At 71.4% G+C, this 8,426-nt stretch carries 5 protein-coding genes and 1 pseudogene; 4 read left to right on the top strand and 2 right to left on the bottom strand.

The genetic code is table 11. The features are described from left to right. Positions 1 to 6 precede the first annotated feature (6 nt). Entirely contained in the window at positions 7 to 63 is a 57-nt protein-coding gene (gene rpmG / locus ABZ281_RS26565) for a 50S ribosomal protein L33 (protein WP_356659361.1), read from the top strand. A gap of 104 nt (positions 64 to 167) precedes the next feature. Here rpmG and ABZ281_RS26560 read toward each other — a convergent pair. Together ABZ281_RS26560 and ABZ281_RS26555 are read right to left on the bottom strand one after the other, a co-directional pair. After that, positions 168 to 1,562 (bottom strand): annotated as a pseudogene (locus ABZ281_RS26560) (ATP-dependent helicase); the annotation flags it as partial. Positions 1,563 to 1,819: 257 nt separating this feature from the next. Next, positions 1,820 to 2,209 carry an MGMT family protein gene (locus tag ABZ281_RS26555; RefSeq protein ID WP_356659359.1) on the bottom strand — a complete coding sequence of 130 codons (390 nt, stop codon included), beginning with the start codon at positions 2,207 to 2,209 and terminating at the stop codon, positions 1,820 to 1,822. Between the two features lie 186 nt (positions 2,210 to 2,395). On the opposite strand from ABZ281_RS26555, the gene ABZ281_RS26550 reads away from it, so the two are divergent. From ABZ281_RS26550 to ABZ281_RS26540, 3 genes are all read left to right on the top strand, one after another. Next, complete coding sequence (locus tag ABZ281_RS26550; RefSeq protein ID WP_356659357.1) at positions 2,396 to 5,125, top strand: lysylphosphatidylglycerol synthase domain-containing protein; 2,730 nt, start codon at positions 2,396 to 2,398, stop codon at positions 5,123 to 5,125. A 96-nt stretch (positions 5,126 to 5,221) separates the two neighbouring features. After that, positions 5,222 to 6,766 carry an alpha/beta hydrolase gene (locus tag ABZ281_RS26545; protein WP_356659355.1) on the top strand — a complete coding sequence of 515 codons (1,545 nt, stop codon included), beginning with the start codon at positions 5,222 to 5,224 and terminating at the stop codon, positions 6,764 to 6,766. Positions 6,767 to 6,902: 136 nt separating this feature from the next. Continuing rightward, positions 6,903 to 8,426 (top strand): alpha/beta hydrolase (locus ABZ281_RS26540; RefSeq protein ID WP_356659353.1); only part of this gene is annotated, 1,524 nt, incomplete at its 3' end.

Genomic DNA, 8,426 nt, shown 5'->3' with positions numbered 1-8,426 from the left:
CTTGAGATGAAGAAGCACTGCCCGCGTTGCAATGCGCACACCGCGCACCGCGAAACGCGATAGGTGAGGGCGGTTTCGGTGTCGAGCCAGCAGGTGTCCTGCGGCGCGGAAGGAGTGTCCTCGGAGGAGGATTCCTGGGCGTCGGGCTCCCGAGGTTCGGAAGACCCGGCCTCCGCCGCGGCCACCGCCCGCAGCGCCGTCAGGAGCGGCGCCACCGCCGGTTCGTGCCGCAGCGGCACGTCGTCACCGTCGACGTCCACGGGGACGCCCGCCGCCGTGAGGGCGCGGCGGACCGTCGGGATGGTGCGGGAGCCGGCGCGCACCAGGACGGCCATGGCGCCCCAGGGGACGCCGTCCTCCAGGTGGGCCCTGCGGAGGATGTCGGCGATGTTGTCCAGCTCCGTCCCGGACGTCGGGTAGGTGTATGCCTCGACGCGGCCGCCGTCCCGTACGGGGGCGAGTTCGCGGTGGGCACGCACCTTTTCGGCAGGCAGGCGGGTCAGCGGCATGCGCTGGGTGAGCAGCCGGGTGGCGGTCAGCAGGCCGGCTCCGGAGCGGCGGGACGTGCGCAGCACGGAGACGGGGGCGGGGCGGCCGTCCGCGCGGGGGAAGGCGTGCGGGAAATCCAGGATGCCGTTGACGTCGGCACCCCTGAACGCGTAGATCGACTGGTCGGGATCGCCGAAGGCCACGAGCGTGCGGCCACCGCCGGCCAGGGCGTCCAGCAGTCGTACCTGAGCGGGATCCGTGTCCTGGTACTCGTCGACGTAGACGGCGTCGTACCGGGCGGCGAGCCACGCCGCGACGTCGGGGCGGCGGGCCAGGAGCACCGCTCGGTGGACGAGTTCCGCGTAGTCGATCACCCCCTGCAGGTCGAGCACGTCGAGGTACTCGGCGAGGAAGGCGGCCGCGGCGCGCCAGTCGGGCCGTCCCGTGCGGCGGGCGAAGGCGTCCAGGGCGTCGGGACCGAGGCCCAGTTCGCGGCTGCGGGCGAGCACCGCGCGGACCTCGTCGGCGAAACCGCGGGTGGTCAGGCAGGCGCGCAGTTCGTCCGGCCAGCGCACGTGCGCGAGGCCGAGCCGTTCCAGGTCCATCTGGCCCGCGAGGAGCTCCCGCACCGAGACGTCCTGTTCGGGGCCGGACAGCAGTCGCAGCGGCTCGACGAAGAGGTCGCTGTCCTGGTGGGCGCGGACCAGGGCGTAGCAGAACGAGTGGAAGGTGGTCGCCTGGGGAGCGCGGGCCGCCCCGGCCCGTCGGGCCAAGCGGTCGCGCAGCTCAACGGCCGCCCGGCGGCTGAACGTGAGCACCAGGACGCGCTCGGGGTCCCCGCCCCGGGCGACGCGTTCGGCCACGGACTCGACGAGCGTGGTGGTCTTGCCGGTGCCCGGACCTGCGAGGACGAGCAGCGGTCCCCGCCTGTGGTCAACCACGGAGCGCTGTGAGGCGTCCAAAAGAGGGGGGTCCACCCGAGCAGGAGGGGTACGTACCAGTCGGTAAGCGCCACGGCTCCCCCGCCGCACCCGAGGGTGCGACAGGCCGCTGGTGAAGGAAGAGGAGCTCACGTGGTTCGCCGGTTCTGGTGGAAGTGCTGGTTGGCGGGCCACCGCGGGTGGCGGGCGGTGACCGCGGGGTGACGGGGGCACGCGCAGCCGACGCTACGCCGCCGAATGAGGCGGAAGCAGGGCTTCCCCTTCTTCCCGCCGGACACTCTCGGCACTCGTGCCCCTCGCCTCACGAACGTACGTCATGCACACGGTGTGCCCGGATTCCCCCGTACGGATCACGGGTCACACGAGAGGCCGTCCGATGGCGGAAGCTGTCAGGTGTGACCCTCCGCGCGATCGCCGCCGTCCCACCGCGCCCGTCTCATGTCGATGCGCGGCAGGTGGCCCTCGGCGGCGCGGCTCGCCTCCTTCAGGGGCGTGCCCTCCGCCCGGTAGTGGCCGAGCGCCCGCTGTTCGTGCCCGGGCAGCAGAACGCCGTCCGCGCGGACGACGCGCCACCAGGGAGCGGCTCCTCCGTAGAGCGCCATCATGCGGCCGACCTGCCGCGGGCCCCCCTGCTCCAGCCACTCGGCGACGTCCCCGTAGGTCATGACACGACCCGACGGAATCAGTTCGGCGACGTCGAGGACCTGCTCGGCGTACTCGGGCAGCGCTTGCGCGGGCCCGTCCTCGTACCGGCCCCCCTCAGGGCTCTGCTCACTCATCCGCCCCATCCTGCCCCACCCCACCGACAACGGGCCGGTCGCGCTCCGGAGCGTTTCCCTCGTCCGGCAGGGGCGCGTCGGGCAGACTGTCCGCCCCCGCATGTGCACCCTGATTGCCCCGTGTGCCGGTGCGGCATGCCACCATCGTGCGGGCGGTGATCGGTGATACGAGACCAAGAAGAGACGATGAAGCAGCAGGGTGCGCACCCCGAGGACACGGAGGGCACCTCTGACGCTTCGTCGCGCCCGGACACCCCGGCCGACGGTCCGAAGGGGACGGCGAAGAAGCCCCGGGCGGCCGCCGAGGAGCCCGACCTCGCGCACATCGACGAGGTGGAGGGCGACGAACCGCTGCTCCCCGCGCGCGTGCACCGCCCGTCCGACCTGATGCGCCTGCTGGTGGGCGTGCTGGCCGTCGCGGTCCTGATCGGGATCGCCGCGTTCGCACACGGCACCACCTCGGGACTCGAACAGGACATCAACAAGGGCACCGGGCAGGCGCCCGACCTGCTCATCAAGATCGCGGGGCTGGCCTCCAGCATCGCGATCCTGCTGGTGCCGGTCGCCTTCGCCATCGAGCGGTTGATCAAACGGGACGGGCTGCGGATCGCCGACGGCGTGCTCGCGGCGGTCCTCGCGCACGGTGTGACCCTCGCCACGGACCTGTGGGTGGCGAGGGCCGCCCCCGATTCGATCCAGGAGGCGCTCACCCAGCCCTCCCCCAGCGACATCCACGCGCTGACCGATCCCGTGCACGGATATCTGGCCCCGGTCATCGCCTACATGACGGCCGTCGGCATGTCCCGCAGACCGAGATGGCGCGCGGTGCTGTGGGTCGTGCTGCTCCTCGACGCCTTCTCGATGCTTGTCACCGGGTACACGACCCCGTTCTCGATCATCCTGACCGTGCTGATCGGCTGGACCGTGGCCTACGGCACGCTGTACGCGGTCGGCTCGCCCAATGTCCGGCCCACCGGGCAGACGCTGATGGCCGGCCTGCGGACGGTCGGGTTCCGCCCGGTCAGCGCCTCACGAGAGGACACCTCGGACAACCCGGACACCGGGGACCGGGGCCGCCGCTACTTCGTCACGCTGGAGGACGGCCCACCCCTGGACGTGACGGTGGTCGACCGGGAGCAACAGGCCCAGGGCTTCTTCTACCGCGCCTGGCGCAACCTGACGCTGCGCGGCTTCGCCACCCGCAGCAGCCTCCAGTCGTTGCGCCAAGCCCTGGAGCAGGAGGCCCTGCTGGCGTACGCGGCCATCGCGGCCGGAGCCAACGCACCCAAGCTGATCGCCACCTCGGAGCTCGGCCCCGACGCGGTGATGCTCGTCTACGAGCACAGCGGTGGGTGCACCCTTGACTCGCTGTCCGACGAGGAGATCACCGACGACCTGCTGCGCGACACCTGGAACCAGGTGAAGGCCCTGCAGTCGCGGCGTATCGCGCATCGCAGGCTGGTGGGCGACGCGATCCTGGTGGATCCTTCCGGCAAGGTGATCCTCACCGATCTGCGCGTCGGCGAGATCGCGGCCGGCGATCTGCTGCTGCGCATGGACACCTCCCAACTGCTGGTGACCCTCGGCCTGCGGGTCGGCGCCGAGCGCACGGTGGCCTCGGCGGTGGGGGTGCTCGGACCCGACGCGGTGGCGGACTGCCTGCCGATGCTCCAGCCCATCGCGCTCAGCCGTTCCACGCGCGCGACGCTGCGCAGACTGGCCCGCGAGCGTACCCAGCGCGAGCGCGAGGCGGTCCTGGAGGCGTCCCGGCAGGCGAAGCAGGCCCGCCTTGAGGAGGACGCGGAGCAGTCACGCGTCGTTCTGGAGAAGCCCGACAAGAAGGCCGCACGGGCGGAGCAGCGGGCCGAGAAGCGGGCGATCGACGAGGCTTTGGAGGAGGCGCGCGAGGAGGACCTGCTCACCCAGATCCGGCACGCGGTGCTGCGGATCAGGCCGCAGGCGCCCGTCGAGCCGGCCCGGCTGGAGCGGGTGCGGCCGCGCACGCTGATCAGTTTCATCGCCGGCGCGATCGGCGCGTACTTCCTGCTGACGCAGCTCACACACATCGAGCTCGGGCCGCTCATCGCGAACGCCGAGTGGGGCTGGGTCGCCGCGGCCGTGCTGTTCTCGATGTGCAGCTACATCGCGGCGGCGATGGCGCTCCTGGGGTTCGTGCCCGAGCGGGTGCCCTTCGTACGGACCGTCGCGGCGCAGGTCGCCGGGTCGTTCGTGAAGATCGTCGCCCCGGCGGCGGTGGGCGGAGTCGCCCTGAACACGCGCTTCCTGCAGCGGGCGGGAGTACGACCGGGGCTCGCGGTGGCGAGTGTCGGCGCCTCTCAGTTGTTCGGGCTCGGCTGCCACATCCTGATGCTGCTGTCCTTCGGCTATCTGACCGGCACCGAGAAGACGCCGTCGCTGTCGCCGTCCCGGACGGTCATCGCCGGTCTGCTCACGGTGGCCGTGCTCGTGCTCGTGGTGACGTCGGTGCCGTTCCTGCGGAAGTTCGTCGTCACGCGCGTGCGGTCGCTGTTCGCGGGTGTCGTGCCGCGCATGCTGGACGTGCTCCAGCGGCCGCAGAAGCTCGTCACCGGCATCGGCGGCATGCTGCTGCTGACCGCCTGCTTCGTCATGTGCCTGGACGCGTCGATCCGCGCGTTCGGCGACGAGTCCACGTCGATCAGCATCGCCAGCGTCGCCGTCGTCTTCCTCGCGGGCAACGCCCTCGGGTCCGCGGCGCCGACACCGGGCGGTGTGGGCGCGGTCGAGGCGACCCTGACCGTCGGTCTGATCGCCGTCGGGCTGCCGAAGGAGGTCGCGGCACCAGCGGTCCTGCTCTTCCGCCTGCTGACGCTGTGGCTGCCCGTGCTGCCGGGCTGGCTGGCCTTCAACCACCTCTCGCGCAAGCAGGCCCTCTGACACGACCGGGCGGGGAGCAGCTTCCTCCCCTGCCCCTCCTACCTCATACGGCACGCGTCCCGCGCGCCCTTTTCGGTACCGCCGCAGGATGGAACCATGCCACCCCTCCTCCGGCTGCGCGCCGCCGCCCTGACCGCCTCCGCCGTACTGCTGTCGACCGTGCTGGCGGGTTGCGGCGACGACGCCAAGGACGAGGACGTCACGCGGCAGGACTTGAGCTGGAAGGCCTGCCCTGCCCCGGACGCGGCCCAGGGCGGAGGCACCTCGCCCTCTCCTCTGCCGGACGACGGCGAGTGGCAGTGCGCGACCATGAAGGCCCCGCTCGACTGGAGCGACCCGAAGGGCGACACGATCGGCCTGGAGCTGATCCGGGTCAGGACGACCGGCCCCGAGAACGCACGCATCGGCTCGCTCATCTTCAACTTCGGCGGCCCCGGAGGCTCGGGCGTCACCTCGCTGCCCGCCTTCGCGGAGGGCTACGAGAAGCTGCGCACCCGCTACGACCTGGTCAGCTTCGACCCGCGCGGGGTCGGCCGCAGCGACCCGGTGATCTGCGAGAACGACCAGCAGCTCGACGCCTACTTCCAGCAGGACGCAACCCCCGACGACGCCGCCGAGCGCACCCAGCTCGTCGACAACACCAAGGAGTTCAACGACGCCTGCGAGGACAACTCGGAGAAGATCCTTCCGCACGTGCGCACCACCGACGCGGCCCGCGACCTGGACCTGATGCGCCAGGTCCTCGGCGACGACAAGCTGCACTACTTCGGCATCTCCTACGGCACCGAACTGGGCGGCGTCTACGCCCACCTGTTCCCGAAACGGGTCGGCCGAGCCGTGTTCGACGCCGTCGTCGACCCCACGCAGGACCCCGAACAGGGGTCGCTGGGGCAGGCCAAGGGGTTCCAGCTCGCACTCGACAACTTCGCCGAGGACTGCGTGTCGCAGGCCGAGGAGTGCCCGATCGGCGACAGCGCCCAGGACGTGAAGGACCGTATCGCCAGACTGCTCGACGACCTCGACCGCACTCCGATCCCGGGGATCTTCCCGCGTCAGCTGACCCAGACCGCGGCGACCAGCGGCATCGCACAGGCGCTGTACTCGCAGGACTTCTGGGAGTACCTCACCGAGGGCCTGGAGCAGGCGTACGACGGTGACGGCCGGATCCTGCTGTCGCTGTCCGACTCGATGAACGGGCGCAGCGAGAACGGCGAGTACAGCAACATCACCCCCGCCAACGTCGCCATCAACTGTGCCGACGACAAACCCCGCTACGACAGCGCCTATGTCGAGCGGAAGCTGCCCGATTTCCGGGCCGCATCGGACCTGTTCGGCGACTACCTGGCGTGGTCCATGCTCAGCTGCACCGACTGGGCCGTGCCGGGCGCCGCCGACCACCCGGACGTCAGCGCTCCGGGCTCGGCTCCCATCCTGGTCGTCGGCAACACCGGCGACCCGGCCACGCCGTACGAGGGCGCGCGGGCCATGGTGAACGCGCTGGGCAAGGGCGTCGGTGTCGAGCTGACGTACCGGGGCCAGGGGCATGGCGCCTACGACAGCAAGAACAAGTGCGTGCAGGGCGCGGTGGACGGCTATCTGCTGGACGGGAAAGTGCCACCGGCGGGGACCGTCTGCTCCTGACACCTGCGACGTTCCTGACGAACTAGCAGGCCAGAAGGTTATCCACAGGCTGCAACGGCCGACGTGGGATCTGCCTACCATGGCCTGACCGCCATCCGCGGCACGGAGCGGGCGGCCTGCGAAGGGGGGATGGGCAATGACGCGCCTCGCTCGGTGGACCGCTCTGGCGGCCGCCTCGGCCCTGCTGGCCGCCGGCTGTAGCGGCGGTTCGTCCGACGACGACAAGAGCAGTCTTTCCTGGGGCCGTTGCGAGGCAACCGCCGACGGCCCCGCGCCGAGCAGCGAATGGCAGTGCGCGACGGTGAAGGTGCCGCTGGACTGGTCGAAACCGGACGGCGAGACGATCGGCCTGGGGCTGATCCGCGCCAGGGCCCGCGGCGAGGACCGCCTCGGGTCGCTGCTGTTCAACTTCGGCGGCCCGGGCGCATCGGGCGTGTCCATGATGCCGTCGTACGCCCCGACCGTCTCCTCACTCCGCGAGCGGTACGACCTGGTGAGCTGGGACCCGCGCGGCGTGGGCGCCAGCGAGGGCGTGCGCTGCCGCGGCGACAAGCAGATCCAGGCCGCCGAGTCGGTGGACGTCACCCCGGACACCCCCGCCGAGGAGAAGGCGTACTTCGAGGACGCCGCCGACTTCGGCAAGGGCTGCCAGAAGGACGCCGGGAAGCTGATGGCGCATGTCTCGACCGCCGACTCGGCCCGCGACATGGACCGCATCCGGCAGGTCCTCGGCGACGACAGGATGAACTACTTCGGCATCTCCTACGGCACCGAACTGGGCGGCACCTATGCCCACCTCTTCCCGACGAAGGTGGGGCGCATGACGCTGGACGCGGTCGTCGACCCCACCGCCGACACCGTGGGCCATGCCCTGAACCAGGCCAGGGGCTTCCAGCGCGCGCTGAACGGCTATCTCAGGTCCACGGGCCAGGACCCGCAGGACGGCACGCGCAAGATCGCGGAGCTGCTCCGGCGCATCGACGCCCGCCCCCTGGCGACGGGCGCGCCGGGACGGAAGCTGACCCAGGCCCTCGCGGTCACCGGCATCATCCTGCCGCTGTACAGCAAGGACAGCTGGCCGACGCTGGCCAGCGCCCTCGAGGCGGCGGAGAGCGGCGACGGCTCGGAGTTGCTGGTCCTCGCCGACCGCTACAACGAACGCGATCCGTCGGGGCGCTACGGCACGACGACCCACTCCCAGCGGGTCATATCGTGCCTGGACGACAGGCAGCGGCCGACGGTGGCCGAGACGAAGAAGCTGCTGCCTCGATTCGAAACGGTCTCCCCGGTCTTCGGGACGTTCCTCGGCTGGGACACGGCCGGCTGGTGCCACGACTGGCCGGTGCCCGGGCAGCACGACACCCCGGAGGTGAGCGCCCCCGGCGCGTCACCGGTCCTGGTCGTCGGCAACACCGGCGACCCGGCCACGCCGTACGAGGGCGCGCGGAGGATGGCCGGCGAGCTGGGCAAGCGCGTCGGGGTGCTGCTCACCTGGCGGGGCGAGGGGCATGGCGCCTACGGCAGTGGGAGCGACTGCGTGGACTCCGCGGTGAACGCGTACCTGCTGGAACAGGTCCATGGGGTCCAGGGCAGGGTCCAGGTTCATGTGCTCGCGCAGGGCCGCCGCCATGGTCTCGGCGTCCTGGCGGGCGGCCTCGAT

This window comes from Streptomyces sp. NPDC006265 (assembly GCF_040613555.1).
In the GTDB taxonomy this organism is placed as follows: domain Bacteria; phylum Actinomycetota; class Actinomycetes; order Streptomycetales; family Streptomycetaceae; genus Streptomyces.
This window is presented reverse-complemented; position numbering and strand designations above follow the sequence as displayed.